The organism is Pseudoalteromonas sp. OOF1S-7 (genome assembly GCF_022347765.1).
Classification (GTDB): domain Bacteria; phylum Pseudomonadota; class Gammaproteobacteria; order Enterobacterales; family Alteromonadaceae; genus Pseudoalteromonas.
Window position 1 is genome coordinate 70,117 of record NZ_JAKRFZ010000010.1, and the last position, 26,091, is coordinate 96,207.

Here is a 26,091-nt window from a genome sequence, read left to right on the forward strand (position 1 = left end):
TTCCCAGGCGCTATGCCATGCGGATCGCGAATAATTCACACCCAGCCACTAGAGCTGGCCGATGTTTCAGCTATAATGGCGGAGTTTCGTTCATGGCGATGTGTGTGTTCAGCAACGACAGCGCAGACCCTTAAAGTCACCACATGCAGACGCGCCACAACCTTAAATTAGATTAGGAACTTATATGATCCATAGTATGACCGCTTATGCCCGTAAAGAGATCAAGGGCGACTGGGGCACCGGTGTGTGGGAGATCCGCTCCGTCAACCAACGCTATCTTGAAACCTTTATCCGCGCACCGGAGCAGTTCCGTGGCCTGGAGCCGGTTATTCGCGAGCGCCTGCGCAAACACTTACAGCGCGGTAAAGTGGAAGTATTTTTAAAGTTCACCGCCAACCCGGCGCACGTAGGTCAGCTGTCGATCAACGAAACCCTGAGCAAGCAGCTAATTGAAAATGCCAAGTGGGTGCAGTCGCACAGCGGTGGCGAGATCAATCCAACCGACATCCTGCGCTGGCCGGGCGTCATGGAAGCCGAAGAAGTGGATCTGGACACGGTGAATAGCGAGTTGTTAAAAGGCTTTGATGCCCTGGTTGAAGACTTTAAAGCAGCACGCGCCAGTGAAGGTAACAACCTGGAAACCATGATCACCACCCGCCTGGACAGTATTCTGGAGCAGGTTGCCGTTGTTGAAGGTCACATGCCAGAAGTCACCAAATGGCAGCGTGAAAAACTCACCGCTAAGCTGGAAGACCTGAAAGCCGAAATCGACGAGAGCCGCCTGGAGCAGGAACTTATCTACCTGGCGCAAAAACAGGACGTGGCAGAAGAGCTCGACCGCCTCAAGTCACACGTTAAAGAAACCCATAAGATCCTGAAAAAAGGCGGCGCCTGTGGCCGACGCCTGGACTTTATGATGCAAGAGTTCAACCGCGAGTCTAACACCCTGGCGTCGAAGTCCATCAATACCGAGATCACCAACGCCGCCGTTGAGTTGAAGGTATTGATTGAGCAAATGCGCGAGCAGATCCAGAATATTGAGTAATGTTTCAGGCTGTTTCTCTGCGTTAAAATAGTCTTTAATAAAAACGATTAAAGTAGGCAATTGCTCAATAGTGAATTGCCTCTATATCCGGATCAGCGAAGGGCGAATGAGTATCGTAACTAAGCCCCATCGTTATTGAATGGCTCAAAGAGTCGCAAATACGCGCCTTTGGCTCTGACTATGTTTTTCCAAACCGCAGAGCCAGCAAGCGCTTTGGACATATCAGCCCCGACACACTCAACGCCGCCATTCAAAAGCTATTCCGTGAAGACAAAATGCCCGTGCCCCACTTTACCGTTCACGACCTACGCCGTACCTGTCGAAGCCTACTTGCAAGCAATGGTGTAGCTGGCCATATCGCCGAACGATGCTTAAACCATAAGCTAAAAGGGGTTGAAGGTATCCATGATAGGTAAGATTATTTGGATGAGCGAAGGGGGGCATTAGAAATGATTGCAAAAAATATAGAGCCTCTAGCAGTATAAAATGAAACTTGACGGTCAGTTCCCTGACCGTGACTGTCATGTCATGTCATGTCATGTCATGTCGTAGTAAACTTACTTCAATTGGGCTTATCCACCATCGCATCAAGTTGAGCCACAGTGTCATATAGTCCTGTATGAGTTTCATTAATTATTGAATTTAATGACTCTCTTAGTTCTTTATATTTATCACTAGTCTCAAAATCAGTTGCGGTTAAGTGAGTAAAAAGATTGTAAGGCTTATCTTTGGTAGGTGACTCATTGAGATAGAATCCTTCAAAATCTGGATTATGTACAACAGTTTTAACGCGACCATTTGTTGTATCAGCCAATTCACGAATATTTAAGTTGATTGTCCACATCCCATTTGCGGCACCGTCTTTTCTTAGCTTAGTATCAAGATCATGAACAGCAATTGCGTTTGCATTGAATTGGTTGAATATCTTGATAAAGGTGGGGATATTTGCTTTTCCTCTACAATTGATAACACAGTAACTTCCTTCCAAACCATTCTTTTCGATTATATATTGATACGCTAAATACTCAGTATCTCCCTCAACTAATATTGCATGAGGATAGAAAAAGAACTCATTAACTGTGGGACAGCATCGGTTTAACATTTTTAGATTGTCTTTTTCATTATCGTCAAACTTGGCTTTGTCTGTTTGAAAGTAGTAAACCCCCTGCTGGGTGTTTGAAACCTTGATCAGGGTTGTATGATCTTGGGTAAGGTCTATAAATATAGGAGAATGTGTAGTGCATATAACCTGCCATCCAGCCAAATCTGCTAAAGCGTATATTGCTTTTCTTGCCGAACGAATTATAGACGGGTGCAAATTAATTTCTGGTTCATCAATCAACAGTACTTTTGGGGTTTCACCTCGTATTAATTTTTTTCCTTTTTTAAACAAGCCTTCACTACATAATGCATTTATCGCTGACCATAAAAATGCTCTCTTCAGCCCTGTTCCTTGATGTTCCAAAGAGGATGGATGGTTGCTTGTTTTAACGAAGAACTTACTACCATCTTTGATCGCATCTTCGGCTTTAAACTTACCTACTCCTGTTTCAAAACTAACGGTTGTGCCCTCAAATAGCTTATTCAACTCTAATTCAATTTTTCCACTTAGTTGGCCTATGCTACCAGCCAGCTCTTTATCCACCTCTTTGGCTAACTTTTCAATTTCAGAAACAATGCCAGCAACCTTACTTTTATCGTCTTTTAATTGCTGAGCTGCATTTTTTGACGCTAGATCTTTCACTACTTTTTCGAGTGCATCATAGCCATCATTTGGATTTAACCTGATTGGTGTCGGTAGCCTACTTTGAAGTAAAGTATCCCATCCTCCTGCACCACCTTTTTTCCAATCCATAGTCTTGTTACTAAAGCTATATTTAGCGCCATTTTCTTCAGGTGTTTCCCAACGTATCTGAAATTTCGCACAGTCTCCAAACTCAGGATCATTTTGTAAAAACCACTCTTGCCCTAAAGTATCTATATCTTCCTGCGTAACATCGGTGAATATCCCTGTAATGATAATTGGAGTGCTTGGATCACGGCCATGAAAATAATCCAAACTCAACGCTCCTCCCATTGAAACATAAGACTCATAAGCATCCAAAATAGTGGATTTGCAACTGTTATTCGGGCCGACTAAAACAACTATGTTATCGATAAGAATTTTGATCTCATCTTTAATACCTTTGAAGTTTGAGATTAATAGCGCTGATAATTTCATAAAGTATCCTTTTAACGGATTTTCAATAGAAAGACATTCAAGGAACGCTTTGTCTTTCTAAAATAAGTCCAAAATAGGCTCTGGAACAGAGTAGATTAAAACTATGTAACTAACTGATTAGAATAGTAAGCTCGCCTTCCAGTAACTACTTTGTTTTACTGGAAGACTGACCATAATTTTAGTTACTATGGGGTATACTCAGTATGATGACACCGTGGGCAAGGTGGTAATCTATCGTCGTGATCATCCAACGTAACTTGCTCACCACAGTTTTTGCAGGTGTAAGTACCTGTTCCGGGCTTTTCACCAGTTGTAGACATAAATAGTCTCCTTAATAATCCCTGATTGTAAGGTAACTACGCTTGCCTAGGCGGGATAAGGCAAGTACCAACATTTTGATACTGCTATTTAGAGCTAAAATAATTTAGTCTAAAAATCCATCATGCGTGAGTTGTAAAATTCTGTCAACGATGAATTTGTATAATAATTTCAATACCATACAAATAAAAGTGCGAAAGATATCTACTTGCATTTCTGTACCTTTGAGTAAAATAATCACAGCCAATACTTTTTAACTTACCGCTATGTGACCAAAACCCAGAAGTGTGCAGTTTTGACAAGAAAACATCGCGATTCAGCTTGAGTTTTTCCAGTCAACTAAGAGGCTCAACCTTTGTGAAACCTACGAAGCGATTCCAAAAGATGTGTCGCCGAATGACCCGCTTATCACATGGATCAACGACGGTGTGGCAGAGTCTGTAGAAAGGCCATTTACGATTGACGGGAAATCGTTTGTTGCTGAGATCTCACCTGCCAACTTTAAGAATAAGAAAAGTAAGAAGTTTCAGAGCCATTTTCCGCACCTCAGAGAGGCGCGTATTGAATATGCGATTATTTCAATGGCTTCCAAGCAATGTAAGTTCAACCCAGCCGTAGCTTTGCCGGCGAGCTGTCACAAATCATGATATTGTATTCTATAATTCACCGATAGCGGTGAATTATAGAGTTACAGCTAACACCAACACGTAAAATCACCATTAACGGTGAACAAACTTGTTATTTATTCACACTCCCCTATAATCACTGATATTGATGAATATTGGTGCAAAGCGATGGCAAAGAAGGTGACTATCTCAGAAATGCCTGAGACAGAATTTATTGAGAACGCGAATATATTAGGGCAACTGATTAAAGCAAAGCGTACGGCAATGAACATGAAACTCGTTGACTGTGCTGCGCTTTGCAATGTGGGGGTCAACACCTTGTCGCGCATTGAGAATGGCAATGACAATTGCACCCTTGCTGCTGTGTTTGCAGTTCTCCACGGACTAGGCATCAAACTCACGTCACCGTCGCTTTCCCCTCTATCTACAGCGCAAGATGATAGTCTCCCGGTCAGTAATGATGAATGGATATGATGACTATGGCAGCAGAATATACCTTGTTTGTCTATTTGGCAGAACGTCGTATCGGCACCTTAACCCTAGATAAAAATACAAACCTGCTCAAACTAGAATACGAACCAGATTGGAAACAGACAGGCTTCCCACTTTCTCCAGCTTTAACGCTGGACAATACGCACTCACCAGAAGTCGCCTACAACTATCTCGATAACGCGCTACCAGAGGGCGAGGCACGAAAGCTTTTGTCAGAACATCTCGGAGTCTCAGAAAAAAATGTTTACTCACAGGTCCGAGCAATCGGCAATGATCTGGCTGGGGCTATTTCATTTGCGACAATGGAACATGGACCAAATACCTCAGCAGAAGCAGCATGTGAACCGCAATTTAGAGTGATCGAACCTGAAGAGTTGACTAAACGACTGGATTTCAAGGAAGACATTGGCCTATTAACATGGGACGACCAACCACGACTAAGTGTGGCAGGGGTCCAGGATAAGCTCAATATATTCATAAATGAGACAGGGCAAATAGGATTTGGCGATGGAACTTTATGTTCAACGCATATCCTTAAGTTTGAAAAACGCAATTGCCCCAACCTAGTAATAAACGAATATTTCTGTATGAAGCTTTCAAAAGCAGTAGGGCTGCCTACCGCAGAAGTGCAGTTCGCTCGGTTCGCGCACTACCCGGCTCTTATTGTTGAAAGATTTGATCGCAAATATAAACATGAACAGCGAAGAGTTTTTCGAAGGCACGTAATAGACGGCTGCCAAGCACTAAATCTGCCACGTGATCACAAATACGAGCGAAACTTAGGTGATGGCAGAGATGTACAACATATTCGAGATGGTGCAAGTCTGCCTCGACTCTTTGAACTTGCACGAACCATGACGTCACCTGTTGAGAGCCTTCAGTGGCTCATTAACTGGCAGCTGTTCAACCTGATGATAAGCAACTATGACTCTCATGGAAAAAATGTCTCGCTGTTTTTTGATAAGCGTAATAATCGATTCACTCCTGCCTATGACTTAGTGAATGTGGCTATGTTTCCACAGTTTAAACATATGCTGGCGATGGGCATGGGTGATGAGTTTGAACCTGAAAGTATCAACGCCTACCAGATGGCTGATTTCGCTGAGACTTGCGGGGTAAACAAAAAGCTCTTGTCTCGCCAGTTAATCAACTTGGCAGATAAAGTCATCGAAACTCTAACACAACAGCAATTTGTCGAGGCAATTACTCAAGCGCCTCATTTTACCGAAGACGATAAAAGTTACATCACAAAGGTGAGAGCGCATATTTTGAAAAGAACGCAGCATCTGAAATCACAGGCACCAGACATACCAAATATCGAAGTATGACAATTGAAAGTAACAGAAAAAGAGTATCAGACACACTCAATACGAGTGCGAACTTTTGATAGCACGCAAATTGTCCCTAACTGTTATAAATAACCCTCAAAACTCGTTGACCCCCAGCTATTGGGGCTTTTTTATGATTACGCTATTGAAAACTGGAAAGTATCTGCCAACAGCGGCAATAGGGTGACTTTTCTGGGCTCACTCTTTTCAGAAAAGCTCCATTTTGGTTCTAAAACTGCGAAGCCCCAGAACTGTAAAAACCGCTCGATGAAGCGCGATTCAGTCACGATGCGTAAGTACTCCGGTGGTGATAAGTAGCGATCAATAGGCAGTGACAGGAGCAAGTCGGGGAACGCTGTATTCAACTCGTCAATCAGCTGCCCGACATTAGCATGGCTTTGCAGACGCCAAAGCATAAACAGCCAGAAGGTGCGTAAATCAAAATCTGTATCAAAGGCATCGAGATAAGCCCAATTGTAGCGACTGACAGCAGCTTCCAGCATAGGTTTAAAAAATGCCTGAATACCGTGTTTTTGATAGTCCTTTTGCGTCGTCTTTTTCACATGGTATTTGCCACTGCGGCGATAAATGATACCTGCAATTTCAGCCAGAATGCGGGTGTAATGCAGTGCATTGAATTTATCCTCATTGCTACCTGCAAACTCGCAGATGCTGATATTTTTTACATAGGGCGCTTTTCCTACAGTAAATTCATCTCTTAAGTCATTGGCCTGCTTGACCAGCTTCATCGGTAAGTTGCCTTTGCTAGTTGCTTTAAACGCGCCATCATTTTGCATCGCTTCATCGAGGATCAAGGTTAAATAGCGCATTACAGGACTGGCAGAAACGTCTTCTGATGTGTTGATCTTCACCCTTTGCAATTCATCGAACGGCGCATAGAGCCAGTTCTGCATTTGTGTGGGCGATAAACCACAAAAATCCGAAAGAGGCTGATTATTTCGCTCATTGGTTTTGTGCTGTAACGCGACATTGAGCTCTTCCATCGTCAAATCAGGATTCATGGCTATTAAGGCTTCAACATCCTCAGACACTTCACCGTGCAGCATAGCAGTGTTATTCATACAACACCGTTTGTACTTTTTTCCACTGCCGCAGGGGCAAGGGTCGTTACGACCAGTTTTCATCATCCGTTACTCATTATTTTATTGCTGCCATATATCAAGCATATCGTCATCAGGCTTGGGAGTAAAACCGCCCTGCACCGCCAAACTGATAGGCTTCCAGTGTATCTAGCAGGTTTTGCGAGAATTGAATTTCAGTCGAAGCGGCACCACTGGCTTTTGCCGTAGCAACACGCGCTTTTTGCATGGCAATCACATCGACTTTGTCGTTTTCTGCTTTGGATAATGCACTCAGGGAAACTTGTCCGTCTCCCTGATTTAACCCTGTTTTTGTCGCGGTATAGTGTAATGACAAAGAGGCATGTTGCCCCAAAGTAAGTACGCCCTCGTCATACAAAGTTTTTGATGCATCAGACAGCTCTTTCAACGTCATGCTGGTAAAATCAAATTTATCACCATCCTTACTGCCTGCTGTCACCTCAGATAGCGGCAAAATCTTGCCTGCTTTTTCATCACTTTGAATCGGTTGTGCCTGATACAGGCTTTGTACACTTACCTGACTTTGAACCTTCATTCGCTAAATCCTTTTTAGTTATCACCCACTCTATTGAGCAAGTTAGCAAACTTTATGCCTGAAGTTGCCTATCGGCTCAGAAGTAAAAGCACACAACCCCATAACTCCCTCTCTCGACTAACTTTGCCATACTAAGGTAAAAGTTCAGATATCATCTGCTCCACCTGGTGGAGTTCAAAATAATGTGTGTCTGCAGAATGACTAAGGGTCATCCTGGCCTGGCAGGAAGTGACAGCTTTACATGCAGCTTTTTTATTCGATTCAGATAGCCACACCAATTGAAACACAACCGGGGTACAGCTAACATCATCGTGTAGTCAAACAAAAAGGGAATATGGACATGACAAAAATGACATTACTCAGCAGGCAAGCTCTCATCTCCAGCGTGGCGGTGCTTTATCTCGCAGGGTGCGGCTCATCAGACTCCAACGCAGCACCATCGTTACAGAATAAAAATGAGCGTGCAGAAACAAAAACACAGGTTTGGAACATTGATGCTTACGCTCAACATTGTACCGGAGTAGCACAGCAACTATGTCTCAGGGTCAAACCCTCTGATGAGGAAAGCTATTCATTGCATTATGGCTTGATTGAAGGGTTTGAATATCAATGGGGCCACCATTACCAGCTAGAGGTGACAGAGTCTGAGGTCAATAATGCGCCTGCCGACGCTTCAACCAAAAAGGTGCAACTCAAAGCCATTAGCTCGGTAAAAGAAGATAGTATTGGGACTGAATATATTCTGTCAGATGTAAATTTACAGCCAGATACACTGGTGTATGATGACAAAGAGCAAGGCTATCGTTTCTTGGGTAAACCCTTCAGCTGCACCGAATACGTAGACTGTGACCATTTATATTCTATGCGATCCACAGGTGCCAAAGTAAATCTAACCTTCCGTTACGAAGGTAACGCCAATATCGCTCTGCTCAACTGGAATTAATAGCTGTGGCATCTACATTAGTCGATGCCATATTATTTTAAGCGCAGAGGTCCACTTTGACTCCATTGACTTCACCATTGCGGTTGAGGATATCTATTTACGCGTACAAAACGAAGATATGCAGGCCTATCTGGCAGAGCAAAAAGCCCAGTAAACTTGGGCTATTTTGCGCTGGTTTTACCCGTTACAGCTGAGTGACCACATCCCGGCGCTTGGCCTGTTTATACATAAAGTGGAAAAACAGCGAACTCAGCATAAATAAAATGACACTGGGCAGGCTTGCGAGCACCATCAGGCTTGCTTCGACAGGTATGCCACTGGCTAAAGATCTGAGCAAATACATAGAGCCACTGACAGGGATATAAAGGCTTAGCTCGCTTTCTATTGGTACCAAAAACACCATGATCAGGAGCAGCTGAACAAAAGCAACAAAGGTACTCATCTGTTTATTTACCAGGGCAATGGCGCCTAACAGGTAAGACACCGCAAACCCTGCTACAACTATCTGCAAAAAGACCCACAGCATCATAGGATGAAAGCGCACTTGCAGGTCAAAATACCAATGGATAAATACAAACCCAACACTCACAACCAACAACTGATACAGCACCAACACCACTTTGCGTGCCAGCAATACACTAAATAAGCTTGTCGCTGACGTTAAAATATGTGGCAGCGTGCCTAGCTTGGCGTCTTCAACAATCTCTTCAGCGGCGGTAGATGAAATACCAACCGTCATTGTCCACAGGTAATACCCCAGTACCAAAGACTCCATACGCTGCAATGATAATGCCCCGCCAGACAGATAAGAGGCGCCCGAAATAATCAGGATGAGAATGACGGCAGCAAAAACAATACTGGCATAAAAGTTCAGCGGGTATCGCTTTGAAGTCACCCACTTTCGGTGCAGCTCCAGTCCGAGCAAGGTCATAAAATTTATGATAAGTCTAACTCCCTGCGGATCAACCCTTCCAGACTGGCCTGATGTTTTTCAACGGTGACAATATTAAATCGCGTGAGCAATGTCAGCATCTCATTAAGACTGCTCACAGCGGTGTCAAACCTGAGTGACTGTTCAGACAATCGCTCACACTGCATAGGGAGCACCTCAGGAAGCGGGTGTTGTGTTGTAATGGTGTACTGCTCACCGATAGTGCTGGCCAGCAAGGTTTGTGTATTGCCAAAGCGCACCACTTCCCCGTTATTAAGCAGCAATGAATAATTACCAAGTCGCTGCGCCGTATCCATCTGGTGCGTCGCTATCAGAACAATGGTGCCAGCCTCTTTAACCTGTTCAATACATAGTTCAAACTCTTTCTGACTCTCAATATCCAGCCCTAAGGTAGGCTCATCAAGCAACAAAACTTTAGGGCTGGAGATCAGTGAAAGACACAATGCGAGGCGCTGCTGCATACCTCTGGATAGCAGTTGCACCTGCTGCTGAGCTTTGTCTGATAAGTTAAACTTCAAAAGAAGTTGCTGCGCTGTGTCTTTTGCAACCCGCCGTGATAACCCTTTTAAAACGCCAAAGTAGCGAAGGTTTTCAAATGCCGTCAATTTGGGGTAAAACGCCCTGGAGGAGCCAAATACAGACCCGATATCATGCGCCTGCAACTTTTTGTCCGGGCCAAAACAGATGCTGCCATGATAGTCGTGAGATAAGCCGGCCAGTATTTTAAACAACGTGGTTTTGCCAGCGCCATTGGGGCCTAAAATGGTTAATACCGAGCCCGGCTCTACTGAAAACGTAACCTGCCTGAGCGCACAATGGGTGCCATAGTACTTAGATAAATCAGTGATGGTTAGCATACTTCACTCATCCCAGCGTATTTGTTCAAAGCCTGCGGAGGCTGCTTTGTAGCCTACTACTGAAAGTATTTCTAATCGTTCATAAGCGGTCTATAAAACAGGTTATTAGCTGATTGTCCAGCGCTTATCATAGGTCCAGGTGCAATTATGTATATCTTCATAAAAAAAGCGCTGAACGCGCTTTTTGTTTTAGCAATTAAGCTGGCTTTAGCCACCACAGCTCTTTTTAGGAACCGGGTGAGCTATTTGGACTCGACTAGGTAAATCAGGGCTACCAATCCCCGCCCCACCTTTCACACTTTTCAATTTGTCTAAGTGTAATTGCTCCATATTTAATAACGCCTCCGTAAATACTCGACTCAGTCAGTCGATGTTTTAGATGATCATGCAAAGCAGACACAAGGCCTGTACCAAACATGAATAAGCCGACCACATCAGTCAATGTGGGACAAGAAACACTCTTAAAGAACACTCTCTCGCTCAGCGTATTTTTCTCTTACCTGTGCATTCATAGCAAACGCAAACATGCTCAGACACAACACGATATGGGCCACCAACATAAAGTTATCTCTGATATAAAGTTTGAAAGGTGCAGAATCAATAACGTAATATTTGTAGGCTAAAACTTCTAACCAGGTGATTAAATTAGCAAGACACATCAAGGCAATAAGCAGTAATATTGTACATTCCTGCGCTGACAATGTTTGCAGCCTGTACACTCTCTTAAAATACTGACTACCCGACAATACATAAAGCCGCAATGCCAAATTTCTGCGATACACAATAGGTATGATGAAAATCAAACTCATGCCAATGTCTGCAAGATAGTAATGCGTACTCCACTGTAATGTGATGGGAAGCGTCACTAAGTCGATAATTTCGAACACACCATAAGCCAGTAAAAACCAGCGGGCAGTGGCAATATTCCAACTAATCGCCAACCCCAAACAAATAACGAAAAGAGGTGCATATTCCATGATGGCGTATACTTCCTTCATAACCTACTCCTTTTCTGGCTTTTCATCGGGTGAAGGACTTTGCTCTTCAAGATCGGTGAGTTTAAGTACACCAGTTAAATCTTTACCAAAAACCAGAAACAGTTCGAACATCTGAGCATAACTCATATCGGTTTTGCCAGATTCGTAGTTACTGATGGTTGCCTGGTCAACACCCAGCCGCCTGGCCAGCTCTTGCTGGGACCAGCCTCTGTGGTGCCTTAACTGACGAATTGAGCGCTGCACATAGCGCCTGAAATTCTCCACTTTGTGATTGCGCTTGTCAGGACTGTTTTTCACGCGCATGCATCTCCCTATTTAATCCTGCTGCTAACCTAGCAAGCAGAATTACAAATAGCAACATTTTAGAAACAAAGTTAACACCGATACAAACCCTTTATGAATACTTTTATAAGCCCATTCGATAGTGCTGCTTGTGATATTGCCTCAGCTTGCTGTGCTTAAACTCACACCACACACTTTATCTGCGGATAAATTTTGCCCCCGACCATTGACCTGTCTATAACTTCATAGTTTATCGTTTTCATTCATTGACACCTGACTGGGTTTTACAGAATCAGGCAGACAGGAGAGGCCGGATTTGATGTATCGAATTTCTGAACTGGCAGCGCAGCTGGGTTTGTCGCGATCGACTTTATTGTATTACGAAAAGCGCGGACTACTCTGTGGCCGTCGCGCCAGTAATGGTTATCGACTATATGGCGAGCAGGACCTACAAAAGGTACGATTGCTACAACAGTTGCAGGCTGGCGGGCTGACGCTGAGCGAGTGCAAACAAGCGCTGGAGGCCAAACTAGACCGCACGGTACTGAGCCGCAGGCTCGCCGAGTTGGAAGCCGAGATAGCACACAAGCAACAGGCGCATAGCTTGTTGTCAGCGCTGCTTGGCCGTGGCTCGCTGCGCGACTGGCATACACAGGCCGACAAACTGGCACCCGATGCACATCGAAACTGGCTTGAACAACAAGGCTTTGATGAACAGCAAAGCCTCTACTTAAAATGGTTATCAAAAGACATGAATGAACACGATACCTATATGGCCGACTTTATGGCGGTCTTTCATCAGTTGGAACGCTGGGGACCGGGCAATGATGCCGATACGCGCAAGGCGTTAGCGCATATTCCCTTTGCCCCACAAAATGTGCTGGATATCGGCTGCGGTAAAGGCTTTGCCAGCGAGTTGCTCGCCCGTGAAACGCAGGCGCAGATCACAGCGGTGGATAATGAAGCTGAGGCAATCCAGAGCCTGGCGCAGCGACTAAAACATAAAGGGCTGGATAAACGCGTCACGCCGCTGTGCGCCAGTATGACCGCACTGCCCTTTGCACCCGGCAGCTTTGATCTACTCTGGGCCGAAAGCTCCGCTTATATCATGGGCTTTGCGGCGGCGCTGAGTGCCTGGCGCCCGCTTCTGAGTGCAGCCGGTTGCTTAATGGTTAGCGATCTGGTGTGGCTAAACGATACGCCCTCAGAACAAGCACGCTCATTCTGGCAACAGGAGTACCCGGATATGCAAGCCATTGCGATACGGCTGGCACAAATTGAACAGGCAGGCTTCGAGGTTCTGGCGCACTTTGCGCTGAGTCAGCAGGCCTGGGCGGATTACTATGAGCCGCTCAAAACCGAAGTCACGCGCCGCCTCAGCCACCAGCCCAACTCTTTGGCACTGCAGAATATGGCCAGGGAAATTGCCATCTATGAGCAGTACCTTGGCGAGTTCGGCTATCAGATGTTTGTGTTGCAACGCACGGATTGAGTACCTAGGTGCTGGTAAGTTAAACGATATGGCATTAAAATAACGCTTTTGGACAACCAGCGGTGTGCTCAAGCGCACATCGCTGCATTGCAACCTGATAGGTCTGACGTATGCCACATCAAAATCGCGGTAATTTGTTTATTCTTTCAGCGCCTTCTGGTGCTGGAAAGTCAAGTTTGATTAAAGCCCTGCTGGAAAGACAAGATAAGGTCCGGGTCTCGGTGTCACATACAACCCGTGCGCCTCGTCCGGGAGAGAATAACGGCGAGCACTATCACTTTGTCTCGGTCGATGAGTTTAAAACCTTAATCAACCAGAATGACTTTTTTGAATGGGCACAGGTATTCGACAACTACTATGGTACCTCTAAACAGGCGATTGAAGCCCAGTTAGCTGCCGGTATCGACGTGTTTCTCGACATTGACTGGCAAGGTGCCCGTCAGGTGCGCGAGCTGATGCCTGAAGTAAAAACCATTTTTATCCTGCCACCTTCTAAACAGGCGCTGGAAGAGCGTCTTAATAGTCGCGGTCAGGACTCTCAGGAAGTCATAGCCTCGCGCATGGAGCAGGCTAAATCTGAGTGCTCTCACTACAATGAATTTGACTACCTGCTGGTTAACGATGATTTTGCTACCGCGCTGAATGAACTAGAGCATATTGTGGTGGCAGCACGACTGGAGCTGAAAAAGCAGCAGCTGAGCCAGCACACGTTGATTGCTGAGTTATTGAAATAACCCGCTTTTATCGTGCCCTGTAACGAGTTTAGGTCTGAGGCCTGCCCGCACGGCGACCCCAGCCCCTGATGACCCGATATTTTTTAACCATATACTTGGCGAATCCGGTGCTTTTTAGTAGACTAGCCCTTTGCTAAATGTATTGAATTTTTTGGAGTGCTTCGATGGCTCGCGTAACAGTAGAAGACGCAGTAGATAAAATTGGTAACCGTTTCGACCTTATTCTTGTTGCAGCGCGTCGCGCTCGTCAGATTGCAGTCGGTGGTAAAGACCCTATGGTTGAAGCTGAAAATGACAAGCCAACCGTAATCGCATTGCGCGAGATCGAAAAAGGCATGGTCACCAGCGATTCACTGGACATGATCGATCGCGAAGAGCAACAAACTCAGGAAGCTGCTGAGCTTGCTGCTGTTGCTGCAATTGTGGGTGGCAATCGCTAATCCACTGCGACCTGTATAACAATAACGCCAGCTTTTTTAGCTGGCGTTATTGTTTCTGCGCCACAGGCCGCTGACCACCTCATTTTCAGGCTAATAAATTGGTTAGTCGATTGGCTTCGAAGTCAATTCATCGTATATTCAGTACTTAACTTATTACTAATACCAGTCAAGCAACATAGCCTGAGCGCAGGTTATGCTATTGCGTCATTGGTGTAACTTCGCTGGAACATTGGAGTGTGAATGTATCTGTTTGAAGGCTTAAAGAAAAAAATATCAGAGTATCTGCCACCCGAAGATGTGGAACTGGTGCAAAAAGCCTACGTGGTTGCCCGCGAAGCGCATGAAGGGCAGACCCGCTCCAGCGGCGAGCCTTATATTACCCACCCGGTTGAAGTCACGCAGATCCTGGCCAGTATGAAGCTGGACCATGAAACGCTGATGGCGGCCCTGATGCATGATGTGATTGAAGACACCGATTTCAGCCAAAAAGACCTGGCCGAGATCTTCGGCGATACCGTTGCCGAGCTGGTGGCCGGTGTCAGTAAGCTGGATAAACTCGACTTTAAAGACAAAAAAGAGTTTCAGGCCGAAAACTATCGCAAAATGATCATGGCCATGACCCAGGATATTCGGGTTATCCTGATCAAGCTGGCTGACCGCACACACAATATGCGGACCCTGGGTTTTTTACGCCCGGAAAAACGCCGCCGGATAGCACGCGAAACCCTGGAGATCTTTGCTCCCATCGCCAACCGCCTTGGTATCCACGATATTAAGAACGAGCTGGAAGATTTAGGCTTTGCGGCTTTATATCCAATGCGTCACAGAGCACTTAAGTCAGAAGTCGCCAAAGCACGCGGTAACCGTAAGGAAGTGATCAGCAATATTCAGTCTGAGATTGAATCACGCCTGGAAGAAGCTGGTATTGATGCCTCGGTCAGTGGCCGCGAGAAGCACCTCTACAGCATCTACAAAAAAATGCTCAACAAAGAGCTGTTGTTCAACGAAGTGATGGACATTTATGCTTTTCGCATCAACGTCAACAGCATAGATACCTGCTATCGGGTGCTGGGTGTGGCGCACAACCTTTATAAACCTATTGAAACCCGCTTTAAAGATTATATCGCGGTACCCAAAACCAATGGTTACCAGTCTTTGCATACCTCTTTGGTTGGGCCACACGGTATTCCGGTGGAGATCCAGATCCGTACCCACGATATGGACCATATGGCCGACAAAGGGGTTGCTGCGCACTGGATGTATAAAAAAGCCGGTGACAGCTCGGGACACACCGCGCAACAACGCGCCAGACAGTGGATGCAAAGCCTGCTTGAGCTACAGCAAAGCGCCGGCTCGTCGTTTGAATTTGTTGAAAACGTTAAAACTGAGCTGTTCCCGGAAGAGATCTATGTCTTTACACCGGATGGACGGATCATTGAACTGCCTATGGGCGCCACAGCGGTCGACTTTGCCTATGCTGTTCATACCGACGTAGGAAACACCTGTGTTGGCGCACGCGTTAACCGCAAGCCTTATCCACTGAGCAAGGCACTGGATACCGGCCAGACCGTTGAGATTATTACCAGTTCGGGTGCACACCCGAATGCCACCTGGCTCAACTTTATTGTCACGGGTAAGGCGCGCCTGGGCGTACGCAACTACCTCAAGAGTCAGCATCAGGAAGAATCAATCCTGCTGGGCCGACGCTTACTTGACTCTGCACTGGGTGAGCATAAGCTGGACGATATTCCCACCGAGCAGATAGACAGAGTACTGGAAGAGCACGAGCTCAATACCGTACTGGAGCTGTTGGTAGAAATTGGCAACGGCAATATCATGAGTATGCTGGTTGCAAAACGCCTGCTGCAAGCCGATGATGCCATTGAGAGCCTGGCACAAAAAGCCAAAGCGCCCATCATTGGTACTGAAGGCATGCTGGTGACTTATGCCAAGTGTTGCCGCCCGGTGCCGGGTGATGACATTACCGCCTATGTCAGCCAGGGTAAGGGCTTAATGGTCCACCGTCAGGAATGTAAAAACATCAAAGGCTGGCGTAATGAACGCGCTAAGTACTTTGTGGTAAAGTGGGAAGATAACCCCGAAAAAGAATACATCGCAGCACTGCGGGTTGAGATAATCAACCACCAGGGTGCGTTGGCCAAATTAACCAATGTGGTTGCAAGTACACAAGCCAATATTGTGGAGATAGCAACCGAAGAAAAAGAGAGCAACCTGTACGTGATAGACCTGGGTGTCACCGTTAAAGACAGGATCCATGTGGCGAACATTATGCGCCGGATCCGGGTGATGCCAGATGTACAACGTGTAACCAGGAAGCGATGAAGGAAAGACTATGAATAAAGCCATTATTTCAACCGATCAGGCGCCAGCGGCAATTGGCACCTACAGTCAGGCAGTTAAAGTCGGTACGGCGGTTTACCTTTCGGGGCAGATCCCTTTGGTGCCTGAAACAATGGAAGTAATCTCTGAAGACTTCGCTGAGCAAACTCAGCAGGTGTTTAAAAACCTGACGGCCGTATGTGAAGAAGCAGGCGGTCAGCTGCAGGACATGGTTAAGGTAAATATCTTCCTGACCGATCTGAGCAACTTTGCCACGGTGAATGAGATCATGAGCCAGCACTTTAAAACACCTTACCCGGCGCGTGCTGCCATTGGTGTGAAAGAGCTACCCAAAGGCGTACAAATTGAGATTGATGGCATCATGGAGCTGCCTTCAACCAACTAATGCCCTTACTCAGGCTGGACAATAACTAAGCCCGCTTTTTGCGGGCTTTTGCTTATCTGTAAGACGAATTTTCATAGTCTTAACTTTGATCTTAAACACTTGACCGCATACTATTAATTTAGCAATCTGGTGATATGCAGAGCGCTTTGTGCGACTCTGTTATGGCCGCATATTTTGGCAATTTGAGGTATTTAGTATCCTGGTAGGTGATAAGCAATAAGGATAAGCCTGTGTTTAAACTCGCAAAAAATGGCAATATATTGATGGACGTCGCAGCCGCCTCGCCCCCCAGTGCAGCGTTTGTGGTTGAAGCACTCGAGCGCTCACCTTACGCGGACTGCGCAATTGATCACGAGTCCATTGCCGCTTACTTTAAACAAGATACGCCCACGGCGCATTTGATTGTGGCTCAGCAAAAAGATGCACACATAGAAGTGGCGCTCAGCGAAGACAAAATGCAAGCCATCGCCAGACTCACCACAGCTCGGGGTGGCAAGATGATCAGCCTCGAAGATGCCAAACGCGCCATTGTTAAAGTGGGCGTGACACGAGGCTATAAACAGGTCTACCTCGAAAACTTACTCAAGCAGCAGCTGGAATCCCCGCCGGGTAGTGAAGTCACCGGTATTGTCGCCCAGGGGCGGCCACCCGAAAATGGCATCCCGGCCAAGCTGATGCCACATGTTCAAACGCTCAAAGAACGCCTGAAACAGCCTAAATTACGTGAAGATGGCACCGTAGATATGAGAGATTTTGGTGCCCTGGCCAGTGTTGCCCCCGGCACCTTACTGGTCACTCAGCGCCCGGCAACCCCAGGTAAAGAAGGCTTTACCGTTACCGGCGACAGCATTGCACCTAAACCCGGAGACAGCTTTCAGCTGGTGGCCGGTGAAGGCACAGAGATATCACCTACGAACCCGCTGCAACTGGTCTCGACCATTGCGGGCTGCCCGTCCGACATTCCCAATGGTATGCGGGTAGACGATATCTTTACCATTGCCGATGTCAATGTGCGCAGTGGCCACATTGAGTTTAGCGGCAGTGTGCTGGTTACCCGCAATGTCGATCCGGGTATGAAAATAAAAGCCCATGGCGATATCACAGTAATGGGCACCGTAGAATCGGGTGAGCTCATTTCAGATGGCAATATCGAAGTGCGGGGAGGCGTTATTGGCCACCTGGATCACAGTAACGACGATCAGGGGCTGACCTGTCGCCTGATAGCCAAAGGCGATGTTCAGATCACCCATGGGCAATATACTTACCTCGAAGGCCAGAATGTCTTTGTCCAGAAACAGAGCAATCACTGCGATATCAAAGCGCGTAACCTGTTGCAGGTTGGCCTGGATGACTCGCCTAAAGGCAAGCTCATTGGCGGTACTATTTTTGATGCTAAGAAACTGGTGGCTGGTGAGGTCGGCAGCAGCTCAGGCGCAACTATGGCAATCAACCTGGCACGCAGTGGCATGGAGATCACCGAACGAACCGATCTGTGTCTGAAAGAATTAAGTCAGACCGATGAACAGATCAATAACCTGCAAAAGGCGGTTGAAAAAGCTGATAACGTAAAAGATGCCGAAAAGAAAAAAACCTTGCTGGCCAAGATAGGCGCTACACAGCAACATTACTGCAAACAGGCTGAGGCACTGGAACATCAGTTATCGGAATTAGATCATACCCTGCACGATTTACTCGATAACACCCAGCTGGTCGTTAATACCTCTTTGCACTCGGGTGTCGAAATCCATATTTTCGACAAAGTGTATAAAACCACCCGCAGCTACCCCCCGTGCAGTGCCAGACTGATTGAAGGCAAAATCGAAATTGAATTTAAGATGTAAGGGAGCCCAACCGGGCCCCCTTACCGTGTGTCGCCATCGCGTCTAAAGTAACCCAGAAACTTCAGCTTTAATGTGCTCAGGCCACACACCAACCTGGACCTGACCAATATGTTGCTTTTGCAGTAACAGCATCACCAGACGAGACTGGCCAATGCCGCCACCAATGGTTTGTGGCAGCGATCCCGCCAGTAAGCTCTGATGCCAGTCCTGCTCCAGTCTTTGTTCATCCTGAGTCAGGCTCAGCTGGCGCTGCAGGCTGTCCGGGCATACCCGGATCCCCATGGACGAAATTTCAAAGGCATCTTCCAGTACCGGGTTCCAGACCAGAATATCGCCGTTGAGGCCCTGGTACTGATCGCACGTGGGTGTCGACCAGTCGTCATAGTCCGGTGCTCTGACGTCATGGATTTTGCCATCGCCCAGCTCACCGCCAATCCCAATCAGGAACACCGCACCATATTCCTGAGCAACCGCTTTTTCCCTTTGCTTGGGCGTAAAATCCGGATACATACGACGCAGCTCCTCGCTGTGCACAAAGGTGATGTGCGATGGCAAAAACGGCGTCAGCCCGTAATCAGAAGCCAGTTGCTGCTCGGTTTCACGAATGGCGCCGTACAGGGTCTCAACCGTTTCTTTGAGCTTATCCAAAGAGCGCTCCGACTGCGCGCAGATCACCTGCTCCCAGTCCCACTGATCAACGTACACAGAGTGGATGGGTGACAGCTTGTCTTCGTCCGGGCGTAACGCTTTCATATGCGTATAGAGCCCCTGCCCTGCGCCAAAGCCATAATCGCCAAGTGTTTTACGCTTCCACTTTGCCAGTGAATGCACGACCTCAAAGTCGCTGTCACTCAACGTTTTCACCTTCACCTTAACGGCTTTTTCGGTGCCGCTGAGGTTATCCTGGATCCCGTCTCCTACTTTTGCCAGGATAGGTGCCTGGACTTCAATCAGACCTAACTTGTCAGTCAGTTGTTGTGAAAAAAGTGCTTTTGCACGGGCTATTTGCTGTTGTGTTTGCAGATACTGTTGCAACATATCGGTTTCCTCATTCCCAATGGTGTTGAATCACGGTGCAGGCTTGCTGCGTTAAATCTATCCTCAACAAAAATCGGAAAAGATTCAATACTCCACAACAAAAACACCTTTACACTATTTTTTTCGTTAAAAATCCGCTTTAATAATTATCGAATCAATAATTAGCGTGCAAAATATCCATGGAAAATTATCAAATCGATAATCTCGACCGTTCTATCCTTCATGCCTTAATGGACAATGCCAGAACCCCCTATGCTGAACTGGCCAAACGCTTTGCCGTCAGTGCAGGGACCATTCATGTGCGGGTCGAAAAGATGAAGCAAGCCGGTATTATCGTCGGCACCCGGGTCAGTATAGATGCCAAACAGCTGGGCTATGACGTCTGCTGTTTTATTGGCGTAAACCTCAAACATGCGCGGGATTACCCCGCTACTATTGAACAACTGGAAGGATTTGAAGAAGTCGTTGAAGCCTATTACACCACAGGTAATTACAGCATTTTTATCAAAGTGATGGCGCGCTCTATCGATCACCTTCAGGATGTGCTGATCAACAAGATCCAAACCATAGAAGCAATTCAGTCAACCGAGACCCTGATCTCCTTGCAGGCACCAATCATGCGTGAAGTAATGCCTTAGGGAGGCGCTTTTTGTTATAATCGCGACAATTTTGTAGTTAAGAGCTGTAATTGATGGAAGAAAACCGTTTTCAGCGCGTGAAGCGCATTTTGGATCAACGCCAGACTGATTTAACTGTGTGCCTGGACGAAGTCCATAAACACCACAATCTGTCGGCCATAGTGCGTACAGCCGATGCGGTCGGCTGCCATCATGTTCATGCGGTATGGCCGCAGGAACAAAGACGCCTGACCAATAACACCTCAGGTGGCAGTAAAAACTGGGTAGAAACCCATATGCACGACGACATAGATCAGGCCGTTGCCGCTATCCGTGCACAAAACCCGGGTATTCAGCTACTGGCAACCAACCTCAGTGATACCGCCGTGGATTTTCGCGAGATTGATTATACTAAACCAACTGCCGTTATTGTTGGGCAGGAACGTTTGGGGATCTCAGACCGGGCACTGGAACACGCCGATCAGCATATCGTGATCCCAATGGCAGGTATGGTACAGTCATTGAATGTCTCAGTGGCTGCAGCCTTGATCTTATATGAAGCACAGCGTCAGCGTGAAGAAGCAGGGCTGTATCAGCGCAACGATATGCTCGACCCGGCGATTAAACACAAGCTATTGTTTGAAGGCTGTCACCCTATCATTGCCAATCGCTGCGTAGAGAAAAGCCTGCCCTACCCGGCGCTGGATGAGTTTGGAGAGATCGTTGCTGACGAGGCTTTCTGGAACACACTGAAATTCAGCCAAAAAGGATAATTATGTCGCACCCCAATTTAGCCCAGTACGCCATTACCGATCTCAAGGGAGTCGGCCCTAAGGCCGCAGAGCGGCTGGCCAAATTGGGGATCCGCAGTGTGCAGGACATGTTGTTTCACCTGCCATTGCGCTATGAAGACAGAGCCAGAACTTATCGTATCGCCGAGCTGATGCCACACCTTCATGTAAGTGTGGAGGGCGAAATTGAGCAGGCTAATATCACCTTCGGCAAACGCCGTATGCTGGTGTGTCAGATAAACGATGGCACCGGTCGTATTACCCTGCGCTTTTTCAACTTCAGTGCAGCGCAAAAAAACGCCATGCAAAGCGGTAAAATCATGCGCTGTTTTGGTGAAGTACGCCGTGGCCGGGTTGGCCTGGAAATGGCGCACCCTGAATACAGTATTCGCGATGAACTGAGTGACACACCGCAAGGCGCCGATACCCTCACCCCGGTTTACCCGACCACAGAAGGGCTTAAGCAACTCAGTATTCGAGCCATTGCCGAACAGGCCGTTGCTTTGCTGCACAAATACGATATTGACGATCATTTGCCGCCGCAGTTCCGCCCTAACCAGCTGAGCTTAAAAGAAGCCCTGCTGACGCTCCATCAGCCACCTCAGAACGTAGCACTGGACCAGCTGGAACTGGGACAGCACCCGGCACAGCAACGCCTTGCGTTTGAAGAATTACTGGCACAAAACCTCAGCCTGCTGCAACTCAGGCAGCAAGGCCAGGCCGTCAAGGCCGTCTCTCTGCCGCCCAATAACCTGTTGGAAACCGAATTTCTTGCTCAGCTGCCCTTTAAGCCCACTGCGGCCCAGAGCCGGGTGGTGGCAGAGATCAAAGGCGACTTGCAACAACCCTACCCTATGATGCGTCTGGTGCAGGGTGATGTTGGCTCAGGTAAAACTCTGGTCGCGGCCCTGAGTGCGCTTACGGCCATTGCCAAGGGCTATCAGGTAGCATTAATGGCACCAACTGAGATTTTATCCGAGCAGCACAATATTAATTTCCAGAACTGGTTTGCGGCGCTGGGTATTGAAGTCGTCTGGCTGGCGGGTAAAACCAAAGGAAAGGAGCGTGAACGGGTGCTTGAGCGCATCAGCTCTGGTCAGGCACAAATGGTGGTGGGGACACACGCACTGTTTCAGGAGCAGGTGCAGTTTAGCAATCTGGCACTGATCATCATTGATGAACAACATCGCTTTGGCGTTCATCAGCGCCTCTCATTGCGCGAAAAGGGCAAGTTCAACGACTGCTATCCGCATCAGTTGGTTATGACGGCCACGCCGATCCCACGTACTCTGGCAATGACTGCCTATGCCGATCTGGAAACCTCAGTGATCGATGAGCTTCCTCCCGGACGTACCCCCATCACAACCGTTGCCGTTCCGGATACCCGCCGCGAACAAGTGATCGAGCGAGTAAGACGTGCGTGTATCGAGCAACAGCGACAGGTGTACTGGGTCTGTACTTTGATTGATGAATCCGAAGCCTTGCAATGTCAGGCGGCCGAAGACACCGCAGAGCAGCTCACCAAAGCCCTGCCGGAGCTGAATATAGCCCTGGTTCATGGCCGTATGAAAGCGCAGGAAAAGCAGCAGATCATGCAGGACTTTAAGCAGGCACAAAGCCATGTGCTGGTTGCAACGACTGTCATTGAGGTAGGTGTCGATGTGCCCAATGCCAGCCTGATCATCATAGAGAATCCCGAGCGTTTGGGGCTGGCACAGCTACACCAGTTGCGTGGCCGGGTTGGTCGTGGTGATATCGCATCGCATTGCCTGCTGCTTTATCATGCGCCTTTATCGGCAACGGCACAAAAGCGCCTGGGCGTGCTGCGCGACAGTAATGACGGCTTTGTCATTGCCGAACGGGATCTGGAGATCCGCGGCCCGGGTGAAGTACTCGGTACTCGCCAGACCGGTCTGGCCGAGCTAAAGATTGCCGATCTCAGCCGGGACAAAGTGCTACTGCCTCAGGTGCGCAGCCTGGCCTTCACCCTGCTGCAACAGCATCCACAAGCCGTTGAGCCATTGATACAGCGCTGGCTGCCCAACCGCAGTGAATTTGCCATGGCTTAGCCACGGATTAGCCATGGCTTACTTAAACGTTTCTGAACGTTCGATCACTTCAATCTGGTAGCCGTCAGGATCGGTAATAAAGAAAAAACGTGCTACCAGCGTATCGCCGTTGTAAAACGACTTAATCTCTTTAGGCTGATAACCCAGTGCCTGTGCCTTTGTATGCACAGGCGCTAAATCATCCACCACTACAGCAATATGACCATAGCCGTTACCCAGCTCATAGGGCTGCCCGGTATTATGATTCCAGGTCAGTTCCAGTTCAAATTCAGCTTCTTCATTGCCCAGGTAGACCAGGCTAAAGTCATCAAATTCAATCCGCCTGCGCTCGCCCAGTGCCAATACGTCGTGGTAAAATGCCAGGGACTTTTGCAAGTCCATTACCCTAACCATGCTGTGAATGAGTTTTGCCATCAAGGAGTCCTCTTATGTGTGAATTATATGCTTCGGCCGATCCCGCCCGCTATGAGGTCATACGCCGCTCAGTGCGTATTCAGGGAGTCGTGACCAGTCTGGCGCTGGAACGTCAGATCTGGGATCTGCTACAAGAAATATCGGCAGGTGAACAGATCAGCGTGGCCGAATTTGTCTCCACCCTCTATCAGGAGGTGCTGGATCGTCAGGGTGAAGTCAAAAACCTTGCCTCTTTGTTGCGGATCACCTGCTTAACCTACCTGACCGATCATACTCCTGGTCGTCACTAGAGAGGTAGTATCTGGCTACTACATTGATATTAGGCTTTTGCTTATTGCTAAAAGCCGATAAACTTATCTCAACTCATTCTAAGTAATCCTTTGAATTGTGTGAACTATTTAGGCACAAGGTATAGCGCTATCTTATGAAATCTCATTTAGGCCGACGCGCATTTTCCAATATGGAGCTGTACACCCTGTTTAACGGCTACATTTATGGTGATGAAAAGCAAAAGCGTGAACAGCCGAAGCACTGGCACTTCTGGTTACCGGTGCTGGCATATTACACCGGTGCCTACAGTGACGAGATTGGTAACTTAACGCTCTCAGATATCGGCAAACAAGAGCAGGTTCGCGGTTTTACCTTTGATACCCATGGTAAGTTACAGGCCAGGTTTGTGCCTATCCATCCTGCGCTGTGGCACGCCGGACTACAGGATTATCTGCACTTTGTGGAACGCCAGGGTCACACCCGGCTGATGTTTGATTTACCAGCTAAATCAGGTCGCTTCAGTGAAAAAGTCAGGATCTGGTTTTCCGGAGAGGGAGAACGACTTGGGTATTTGCAAAAGTGTGGTCTGCCCAATGTCGACCAGCAAGGCATGAAAACCGCTATCAGCAGCCTGAGGTTAAACTTTGAGCAACAGATCCATATCTCTGCGATTCAGCAGGGCAACAAGGCCGCCATGCTGTATTTGCTGGGTCTGAAAAATGATGGCACTGTCATTCCACAGCCCGGAGCCCAACAAATGAAACAAGTGATCACCCAGGTGAGAGTGATAAACCCCAATATCCACTGGCAACGGTTTACGGAGCGTCATGGGCAATAAGTTGACAAGCACTGTGCGCTCAGCCTGAGCCGAATACCAAACACAGTGCTGATAGCGTAATATAAACACAAAAAACCCGACGTTATGTCGGGCTTTGGTATCATGAGAAATAAGGTTACAGTGCCTTTACAAACTCACTAAAGTCTTCGCCAAGCTTATCATCACGCATCGCATACTCAACGATGGCCTTCAGATAACCCAGTTTGTCACCGCAATCATGAGAGCGACCGCTCATGTGAAATGCTTCAACGGTTTCATTTTCCATAAGCATATCAATCGCATCGGTCAGCTGGATCTCACCACCGGCTCCCAGTGGCGTGCGCTGCAGTAATGGCCAGATGTTACGTGACAGGACATAGCGACCAACAACTGCCAGGTTAGAAGGCGCTTTATCTGCGGGAGGCTTCTCAATCATATGCTTGATTGGGGCACTTTCGCCCGGTTTAAGTGCAACTCCCTGGATATCTGCAATACCGTACTTATTCACATCTTCCTGAGGAACCGGTTCAAGCATGATCTGACTAAGCTTGGTCTCAGAAAATCTATGAACCATGGCTGCCAGGTTTTCCTTGCTCTGATCTGCGGTATACTCATCCAGGATCACATCAGGTAAAACAACCACAAAATCATCATCACCAACAATAGGCTTTGCACATAACACCGCATGACCTAGCCCTTTCGCTTCGCCTTGCCTTACATGCATGATGGTTACACCATCTGGACAGATTGAGCGAACCTCTTCCAGCAGGGTGCGCTTAACACGCATTTCCAACGTTGCTTCCAGCTCAAAGCTGGTGTCAAAGTGGTTTTCAATCGCGTTTTTTGATGAATGAGTGACTAAGACGATTTCGGAAATGCCCGCCGCTGCGCACTCTTTCACTATGTACTGAATAAGCGGTTTATCGACCAAAGGCAGCATCTCCTTGGGGATAGCCTTTGTCATAGGTAACATACGTGTACCAAGCCCAGCGACAGGTATTACTGCTTTCATAGTTCATCCATTGCATTGAGATGGTGGAATTTTCCCCCACCATATAAATATTCACGTGACAGACTATTTTAATAGAATAAGCTGACAGTGCA

Annotated in this window: 25 protein-coding genes and 1 pseudogene; 16 read left to right on the plus strand and 10 right to left on the minus strand. The window is 47.3% G+C overall.

Going from position 1 to position 26,091, the window contains the following annotated elements; all coding sequences use genetic code 11:
- Window positions 1–184 precede the first annotated feature (184 nt).
- Window positions 185–1,045, plus strand: a complete 861-nt coding sequence (locus tag MHN33_RS14985; protein ID WP_239398900.1) for a YicC/YloC family endoribonuclease — start codon at window positions 185–187, stop codon at window positions 1,043–1,045.
- A gap of 149 nt (window positions 1,046–1,194) precedes the next feature.
- Window positions 1,195–1,530 (plus strand): annotated as a pseudogene (locus MHN33_RS14990) (tyrosine-type recombinase/integrase); the annotation flags it as partial.
- A 77-nt stretch (window positions 1,531–1,607) separates the two neighbouring features.
- On the opposite strand, the gene MHN33_RS14995 reads toward MHN33_RS14990, so the two are convergent.
- Window positions 1,608–3,266, minus strand: coding sequence for an AAA family ATPase (locus MHN33_RS14995; RefSeq protein ID WP_239398902.1), 1,659 nt, complete (start codon window positions 3,264–3,266; stop codon window positions 1,608–1,610).
- Between the two features lie 1,112 nt (window positions 3,267–4,378).
- Here MHN33_RS14995 and MHN33_RS15005 point away from each other — a divergent pair.
- Both MHN33_RS15005 and MHN33_RS15010 read left to right on the plus strand, forming a co-directional pair.
- A complete protein-coding gene (locus tag MHN33_RS15005; protein WP_046006216.1) occupies window positions 4,379–4,684 on the plus strand; it encodes a helix-turn-helix domain-containing protein in 306 nt (101 codons plus the stop codon).
- A 5-nt stretch (window positions 4,685–4,689) separates the two neighbouring features.
- Entirely contained in the window at window positions 4,690–6,030 is a 1,341-nt protein-coding gene (locus tag MHN33_RS15010) for a HipA domain-containing protein (protein WP_239398904.1), read from the plus strand.
- A gap of 137 nt (window positions 6,031–6,167) precedes the next feature.
- On the opposite strand, the gene MHN33_RS15015 is transcribed toward MHN33_RS15010, so the two are convergent.
- Both MHN33_RS15015 and MHN33_RS15020 read right to left on the minus strand, forming a co-directional pair.
- Window positions 6,168–7,175, minus strand: coding sequence for an SEC-C metal-binding domain-containing protein (locus tag MHN33_RS15015; RefSeq protein WP_239399136.1), 1,008 nt, complete (start codon window positions 7,173–7,175; stop codon window positions 6,168–6,170).
- Between the two features lie 49 nt (window positions 7,176–7,224).
- Window positions 7,225–7,686, minus strand: a complete 462-nt coding sequence (locus MHN33_RS15020) for a hypothetical protein (RefSeq protein ID WP_239398906.1) — start codon at window positions 7,684–7,686, stop codon at window positions 7,225–7,227.
- A 340-nt stretch (window positions 7,687–8,026) separates the two neighbouring features.
- Here MHN33_RS15020 and MHN33_RS15025 point away from each other — a divergent pair, with 340 nt between their 5' ends.
- Window positions 8,027–8,629, plus strand: a complete 603-nt coding sequence (locus MHN33_RS15025) for a DUF4377 domain-containing protein (protein ID WP_239398908.1) — start codon at window positions 8,027–8,029, stop codon at window positions 8,627–8,629.
- A gap of 184 nt (window positions 8,630–8,813) precedes the next feature.
- Here MHN33_RS15025 and MHN33_RS15030 read toward each other — a convergent pair whose 3' ends face one another.
- The 4 genes from MHN33_RS15030 to MHN33_RS15045 all read right to left on the minus strand — a co-directional run bounded on the left by MHN33_RS15030 (window position 8,814) and on the right by MHN33_RS15045 (window position 11,733).
- Window positions 8,814–9,560 carry a hypothetical protein gene (locus tag MHN33_RS15030; RefSeq protein WP_239398910.1) on the minus strand — a complete coding sequence of 249 codons (747 nt, stop codon included), beginning with the start codon at window positions 9,558–9,560 and terminating at the stop codon, window positions 8,814–8,816.
- Between the two features lie 5 nt (window positions 9,561–9,565).
- Window positions 9,566–10,438 carry an ABC transporter ATP-binding protein gene (locus MHN33_RS15035; protein WP_239398912.1) on the minus strand — a complete coding sequence of 291 codons (873 nt, stop codon included), beginning with the start codon at window positions 10,436–10,438 and terminating at the stop codon, window positions 9,566–9,568.
- Between the two features lie 461 nt (window positions 10,439–10,899).
- Complete coding sequence (locus MHN33_RS15040) at window positions 10,900–11,436, minus strand: hypothetical protein (protein ID WP_239398913.1); 537 nt, start codon at window positions 11,434–11,436, stop codon at window positions 10,900–10,902.
- A gap of 3 nt (window positions 11,437–11,439) precedes the next feature.
- Window positions 11,440–11,733 carry a helix-turn-helix transcriptional regulator gene (locus tag MHN33_RS15045; protein ID WP_239398914.1) on the minus strand — a complete coding sequence of 98 codons (294 nt, stop codon included), beginning with the start codon at window positions 11,731–11,733 and terminating at the stop codon, window positions 11,440–11,442.
- Between the two features lie 304 nt (window positions 11,734–12,037).
- Here MHN33_RS15045 and MHN33_RS15050 point away from each other — a divergent pair, with 304 nt between their 5' ends.
- The 6 genes from MHN33_RS15050 (at window position 12,038) to MHN33_RS15075 (ending at window position 18,971) form a co-directional block, all read left to right on the plus strand.
- A complete protein-coding gene (locus MHN33_RS15050; protein ID WP_239398915.1) occupies window positions 12,038–13,210 on the plus strand; it encodes a MerR family transcriptional regulator in 1,173 nt (390 codons plus the stop codon).
- Window positions 13,211–13,320: 110 nt separating this feature from the next.
- A complete protein-coding gene (gmk, locus tag MHN33_RS15055; protein WP_239398916.1) occupies window positions 13,321–13,944 on the plus strand; it encodes a guanylate kinase in 624 nt (207 codons plus the stop codon).
- A gap of 164 nt (window positions 13,945–14,108) precedes the next feature.
- Window positions 14,109–14,384, plus strand: a complete 276-nt coding sequence (gene rpoZ, locus MHN33_RS15060) for a DNA-directed RNA polymerase subunit omega (protein ID WP_046006224.1) — start codon at window positions 14,109–14,111, stop codon at window positions 14,382–14,384.
- A 240-nt stretch (window positions 14,385–14,624) separates the two neighbouring features.
- Window positions 14,625–16,727: a bifunctional GTP diphosphokinase/guanosine-3',5'-bis pyrophosphate 3'-pyrophosphohydrolase gene (gene spoT / locus MHN33_RS15065; RefSeq protein ID WP_046006225.1), complete on the plus strand. Its 2,103-nt coding sequence runs from the start codon at window positions 14,625–14,627 to the stop codon at window positions 16,725–16,727.
- Between the two features lie 10 nt (window positions 16,728–16,737).
- Window positions 16,738–17,130, plus strand: a complete 393-nt coding sequence (locus tag MHN33_RS15070) for a RidA family protein (RefSeq protein WP_010383501.1) — start codon at window positions 16,738–16,740, stop codon at window positions 17,128–17,130.
- Between the two features lie 230 nt (window positions 17,131–17,360).
- On the plus strand, window positions 17,361–18,971 hold the full coding sequence (locus MHN33_RS15075) for a FapA family protein (protein WP_239398917.1): 1,611 nt from the start codon (window positions 17,361–17,363) through the stop codon (window positions 18,969–18,971).
- A gap of 42 nt (window positions 18,972–19,013) precedes the next feature.
- Here MHN33_RS15075 and asnA read toward each other — a convergent pair whose 3' ends face one another.
- A complete protein-coding gene (asnA, locus tag MHN33_RS15080) occupies window positions 19,014–20,009 on the minus strand; it encodes an aspartate--ammonia ligase (protein ID WP_239398918.1) in 996 nt (331 codons plus the stop codon).
- A 179-nt stretch (window positions 20,010–20,188) separates the two neighbouring features.
- On the opposite strand from asnA, the gene asnC reads away from it, so the two are divergent.
- From asnC to recG, 3 genes are read left to right on the plus strand one after another with little or no spacing between them, the layout of a single operon-like run.
- Complete coding sequence (gene asnC, locus MHN33_RS15085) at window positions 20,189–20,647, plus strand: transcriptional regulator AsnC (RefSeq protein WP_010383506.1); 459 nt, start codon at window positions 20,189–20,191, stop codon at window positions 20,645–20,647.
- Between the two features lie 53 nt (window positions 20,648–20,700).
- Window positions 20,701–21,399 carry a tRNA (guanosine(18)-2'-O)-methyltransferase TrmH gene (gene trmH, locus MHN33_RS15090; RefSeq protein ID WP_239398919.1) on the plus strand — a complete coding sequence of 233 codons (699 nt, stop codon included), beginning with the start codon at window positions 20,701–20,703 and terminating at the stop codon, window positions 21,397–21,399.
- A 2-nt stretch (window positions 21,400–21,401) separates the two neighbouring features.
- On the plus strand, window positions 21,402–23,486 hold the full coding sequence (gene recG, locus MHN33_RS15095) for an ATP-dependent DNA helicase RecG (RefSeq protein ID WP_239398920.1): 2,085 nt from the start codon (window positions 21,402–21,404) through the stop codon (window positions 23,484–23,486).
- 18 nt (window positions 23,487–23,504) lie between these two features.
- On the opposite strand, the gene MHN33_RS15100 is transcribed toward recG, so the two are convergent.
- Window positions 23,505–23,900 carry a VOC family protein gene (locus MHN33_RS15100; RefSeq protein ID WP_239398922.1) on the minus strand — a complete coding sequence of 132 codons (396 nt, stop codon included), beginning with the start codon at window positions 23,898–23,900 and terminating at the stop codon, window positions 23,505–23,507.
- A gap of 14 nt (window positions 23,901–23,914) precedes the next feature.
- Here MHN33_RS15100 and MHN33_RS15105 point away from each other — a divergent pair, with 14 nt between their 5' ends.
- Window positions 23,915–24,190 (plus strand): ribbon-helix-helix domain-containing protein, encoded by a 276-nt coding sequence (locus MHN33_RS15105; RefSeq protein WP_239398924.1) that lies wholly within the window; start codon window positions 23,915–23,917, stop codon window positions 24,188–24,190.
- 134 nt (window positions 24,191–24,324) lie between these two features.
- A complete protein-coding gene (locus MHN33_RS15110; protein WP_239398926.1) occupies window positions 24,325–25,008 on the plus strand; it encodes a hypothetical protein in 684 nt (227 codons plus the stop codon).
- A 115-nt stretch (window positions 25,009–25,123) separates the two neighbouring features.
- Here MHN33_RS15110 and galU read toward each other — a convergent pair whose 3' ends face one another.
- Window positions 25,124–25,999 (minus strand): UTP--glucose-1-phosphate uridylyltransferase GalU, encoded by an 876-nt coding sequence (gene galU / locus MHN33_RS15115; protein WP_239398928.1) that lies wholly within the window; start codon window positions 25,997–25,999, stop codon window positions 25,124–25,126.
- Window positions 26,000–26,091 lie beyond the last annotated feature (92 nt).

Coding starts and splice junctions, on each gene's coding strand:
- MHN33_RS14985 (WP_239398900.1), top strand. CDS start 185: ATGATCCATAGTATGACCGCTTATGCCCGTAAAGAGATCAAGGGCGAC.
- MHN33_RS14995 (WP_239398902.1), bottom strand. CDS start 3,266: ATGAAATTATCAGCGCTATTAATCTCAAACTTCAAAGGTATTAAAGAT.
- MHN33_RS15005 (WP_046006216.1), top strand. CDS start 4,379: ATGGCAAAGAAGGTGACTATCTCAGAAATGCCTGAGACAGAATTTATT.
- MHN33_RS15010 (WP_239398904.1), top strand. CDS start 4,690: ATGGCAGCAGAATATACCTTGTTTGTCTATTTGGCAGAACGTCGTATC.
- MHN33_RS15015 (WP_239399136.1), bottom strand. CDS start 7,175: ATGAAAACTGGTCGTAACGACCCTTGCCCCTGCGGCAGTGGAAAAAAG.
- MHN33_RS15020 (WP_239398906.1), bottom strand. CDS start 7,686: ATGAAGGTTCAAAGTCAGGTAAGTGTACAAAGCCTGTATCAGGCACAA.
- MHN33_RS15025 (WP_239398908.1), top strand. CDS start 8,027: ATGACAAAAATGACATTACTCAGCAGGCAAGCTCTCATCTCCAGCGTG.
- MHN33_RS15030 (WP_239398910.1), bottom strand. CDS start 9,560: ATGACCTTGCTCGGACTGGAGCTGCACCGAAAGTGGGTGACTTCAAAG.
- MHN33_RS15035 (WP_239398912.1), bottom strand. CDS start 10,438: ATGCTAACCATCACTGATTTATCTAAGTACTATGGCACCCATTGTGCG.
- MHN33_RS15040 (WP_239398913.1), bottom strand. CDS start 11,436: ATGAAGGAAGTATACGCCATCATGGAATATGCACCTCTTTTCGTTATT.
- MHN33_RS15050 (WP_239398915.1), top strand. CDS start 12,038: ATGTATCGAATTTCTGAACTGGCAGCGCAGCTGGGTTTGTCGCGATCG.
- gmk (WP_239398916.1), top strand. CDS start 13,321: ATGCCACATCAAAATCGCGGTAATTTGTTTATTCTTTCAGCGCCTTCT.
- rpoZ (WP_046006224.1), top strand. CDS start 14,109: ATGGCTCGCGTAACAGTAGAAGACGCAGTAGATAAAATTGGTAACCGT.
- spoT (WP_046006225.1), top strand. CDS start 14,625: ATGTATCTGTTTGAAGGCTTAAAGAAAAAAATATCAGAGTATCTGCCA.
- MHN33_RS15070 (WP_010383501.1), top strand. CDS start 16,738: ATGAATAAAGCCATTATTTCAACCGATCAGGCGCCAGCGGCAATTGGC.
- asnA (WP_239398918.1), bottom strand. CDS start 20,009: ATGTTGCAACAGTATCTGCAAACACAACAGCAAATAGCCCGTGCAAAA.
- asnC (WP_010383506.1), top strand. CDS start 20,189: ATGGAAAATTATCAAATCGATAATCTCGACCGTTCTATCCTTCATGCC.
- trmH (WP_239398919.1), top strand. CDS start 20,701: ATGGAAGAAAACCGTTTTCAGCGCGTGAAGCGCATTTTGGATCAACGC.
- recG (WP_239398920.1), top strand. CDS start 21,402: ATGTCGCACCCCAATTTAGCCCAGTACGCCATTACCGATCTCAAGGGA.
- MHN33_RS15100 (WP_239398922.1), bottom strand. CDS start 23,900: ATGGCAAAACTCATTCACAGCATGGTTAGGGTAATGGACTTGCAAAAG.
- MHN33_RS15105 (WP_239398924.1), top strand. CDS start 23,915: ATGTGTGAATTATATGCTTCGGCCGATCCCGCCCGCTATGAGGTCATA.
- MHN33_RS15110 (WP_239398926.1), top strand. CDS start 24,325: ATGAAATCTCATTTAGGCCGACGCGCATTTTCCAATATGGAGCTGTAC.
- galU (WP_239398928.1), bottom strand. CDS start 25,999: ATGAAAGCAGTAATACCTGTCGCTGGGCTTGGTACACGTATGTTACCT.